A 2,673-nucleotide genomic window follows, 5' to 3' on the forward strand; every position below is an offset into this window, starting at 1 on the left:
GGCTCAGATTCATTCATCTTTTCCCCCTTATTTAGTAATTGTACCTCTTTCTATACTCTTTGAGCGGGAAGGGAGTAGTTGAAAAACAGGTTTTGCGATTGGCTATGAGTGCAGCAAATTTGCCTGATTCAGAAGAACACTTAGATTATTTGATTGAACACTTATCGTCTTTATCATTACTTGGGAAGGAAGTTAAAGAAAACATGTTTGAATTTGAATATGCCTTTGATAGTAAAGACATAATTAATGTCAAGGCTAAAAGATTAGGTTCTGATCGATACAAAATTCATAATGCTCTTGTCCCATTGCTTGAATTAAATTATTAGTATTTAACTAATTGATTTGCCAAATACCTTAATTAAGGAATAAACAAATAAACACAAATAAGGTGTAGCAAGAATTACTGGGATATACTTCTCGATTGCAGTTAAGCGAAAATACTTTTGAAGATCGGTGTCGTTTGAAAGAATTTCCCACTCCATACGATAGCATGGGAAGGGTAAATGAGATTCCATCTTATGGATAACTTTAAATTTAAGTCTATTAAGCTGTTTATATGAATTAATATTTATATACCACGCTAAACAAAGACATAATCCAAGGACTGACATAGTAAGAATAACAACACTCTGCGATCCTTGGAAAAGCTCTTTGTTGCTTGTAATGGAAAGCAAAGCTAGAAGAGCCGATAATATCGAAGTATAAAGACTAGCTATTTGAACTCTTCGTGAACTTACTCTATCTGCCATTTCAACATATAGTTTATACTGCTCTAAAAAATGAGTATTAAATTCATTCCCATAACTTTGTTTTGTGGGTAATTCTTTGCCATTAGGTTTATCTTCGTCAGAAGCAAGATTGGATATGGGGCTAGGCTTTTCATTTTGCATATTATTCAGATCCATTCTCATACTGATGACTTGTGATCGCTCGATGCTCGGTGGGAAGAAGTCAATCCCTATCGTGAGGGAAATTCTTTATCTATATTGGCAAAATTGCAGCCGCTTTAGAGCGGAAATTAGAAATTAACCGCAAAAAAATACGATATTCTCGATCGAGAATACCATACTTGTCTTGGCGATCGGTGTCTGATGTCTTAACTATTTATTGCCAGCTTCAATTTTGTCGTAGACACCACCATCTTCAAAGAATTTCTTCTGAACGGTATTCCAACCACCATAGTCGGCGATCGTACTGAGCGTTTTTACCTGCGGGAAGCGAGGATCTGCGACTGTCGCTGCTGGGCGATAACCTAATTTTACAAATTCGGCTTGCGATTCGGGCGCGAACATGTATCTAGCAAAAGCTTCCACGACTTCGCGATTGCCATGTTTTTCAACATTTTTATCGACAATCGCCACTGGACTTTCGATCGAAATATTCACATCTGGCACGACATAATCGAGCGATTGACCTCTTTCTTTAGCAAAGATAGTCTCATTTTCATAGTTTAATAAAGCATCGCCCTGTCCCTGTTTGGCAAACGCATCGGTAGCTTCGCGGGCATCTTTGGGCTGAACGACGACATTTTTGAAGGCGTTAGTTACGAGTTCCATGGCTTTAGCTTCATTTCCGCCAGCCTTAATCGCACTATTCCATAATGCTAAGAAATTCCACCGCGCGCCGCCAGAGGTTTTGGGGTTGGCGGTTACCCATTTGACATCGGGACGCGCCAAATCTGCAAAAGATTTGATTTGCTTGGGATTGCCGGGACGGGTGACGATCGCGACGACGCTGCGCGCGACAATAGCATTATTGGGTAACTTCTTATCCCAATCCTTTGCTACTAGAGAAGATTGGGCTAGTTTATCGACGTCGCTACCTACCGCTAAATGCACGATATCGGCAGGTAAACCATCAATTACGGCGCGGGGTTGCGAACCAGATCCGCCATATGTTTGTTTGAAAGTGACTTTCTGGTTTTGCTCTTGCTGCCATTTGGCGGCAAACTTTCTAATAATTACATCGTGAGCGGCTTTGGGGACAGCATAGCCAACGAGGGTAATTTCGACATCCTTTTTTTGTCCCGCACCAGACTGGGAAGTGTTGCTACTGTTGCCGCAAGCTGCCAAATTTATGCTCAAACTCGCACCAATCAGTACTCCTGCGATTGCCTGTCTCCTACGAAGAATCGATCTTGTCACCCGTTGGCTGACCGTCATGACGTTGCCTCTAAAAATATATCTACTGTATTCTACTATATTTAGGTCGGAATAGTGTTCAAGTCTAAAGATCGTCTTAGCAACATCCACACTATAGGTCAATGGAGTGGGTTTTAGGCTTTAGGTTTTAGGCTTTAGGCTTTGGGCTTTAGGTGTAGCTGTTAGGCGCATAGCTTATTCTCGATAGAGCGAAGACTTGGCAACGAGCGGTTTGCAGAGCGCGTACAAACCCGCAATAATAGCGATGGTTAGGACAATTACAACCAAGGGAAATTTACCGATTAATTCGCCAGGGAGAATGCTGAGAAAATGTTTGGGTTGGGTAACCAAGCTCCAGCTATTAAAACGCAAGAATCTACCGATATAAATCCCGATCGCACATAATATATGCAGGCTTAATTCGGCAAAGTTTGTATAGCGATCCCAATGATTTTTGCTAAAATAGATATCTAAATTTACCAGTGAAAATACATAAGAAAACCAACCAGTACCGATAAAGATAATATAAATT

Annotated in this window: 4 protein-coding genes; 1 reads left to right on the forward strand and 3 read right to left on the reverse strand. The window is 40.6% G+C overall.

Annotated features, from left to right (window positions below):
* Nucleotides 1-59 precede the first annotated feature (59 nt).
* Nucleotides 60-326, forward strand: coding sequence for a hypothetical protein (locus C7B77_RS27810; protein ID WP_146138568.1), 267 nt, complete (start codon nt 60-62; stop codon nt 324-326).
* A gap of 3 nt (nt 327-329) precedes the next feature.
* On the opposite strand, the gene C7B77_RS27815 is transcribed toward C7B77_RS27810, so the two are convergent.
* The 3 genes from C7B77_RS27815 to C7B77_RS27825 all read right to left on the reverse strand — a co-directional run.
* Nucleotides 330-890 carry a RipA family octameric membrane protein gene (locus C7B77_RS27815; protein WP_146138569.1) on the reverse strand — a complete coding sequence of 187 codons (561 nt, stop codon included), beginning with the start codon at nt 888-890 and terminating at the stop codon, nt 330-332.
* Between the two features lie 210 nt (nt 891-1,100).
* Complete coding sequence (locus C7B77_RS27820) at nt 1,101-2,162, reverse strand: sulfate ABC transporter substrate-binding protein (protein WP_106312708.1); 1,062 nt, start codon at nt 2,160-2,162, stop codon at nt 1,101-1,103.
* A gap of 174 nt (nt 2,163-2,336) precedes the next feature.
* Nucleotides 2,337-2,673: DUF1361 domain-containing protein (locus C7B77_RS27825; protein WP_181244061.1), on the reverse strand; the 337-nt coding region annotated here is incomplete at its 5' end.

The sequence above is a fragment of the Chamaesiphon polymorphus CCALA 037 genome (assembly GCF_003003845.1).
Lineage (GTDB): Bacteria > Cyanobacteriota > Cyanobacteriia > Cyanobacteriales > Chamaesiphonaceae > Chamaesiphon > Chamaesiphon polymorphus.

Bases quoted from the DNA above. Each gene is read 5' to 3' on its own strand.
- C7B77_RS27815 (WP_146138569.1), bottom strand. From the start codon at position 890: ATGCAAAATGAAAAGCCTAGCCCCATATCCAATCTTGCTTCTGACGAA.
- C7B77_RS27820 (WP_106312708.1), bottom strand. From the start codon at position 2,162: ATGACGGTCAGCCAACGGGTGACAAGATCGATTCTTCGTAGGAGACAG.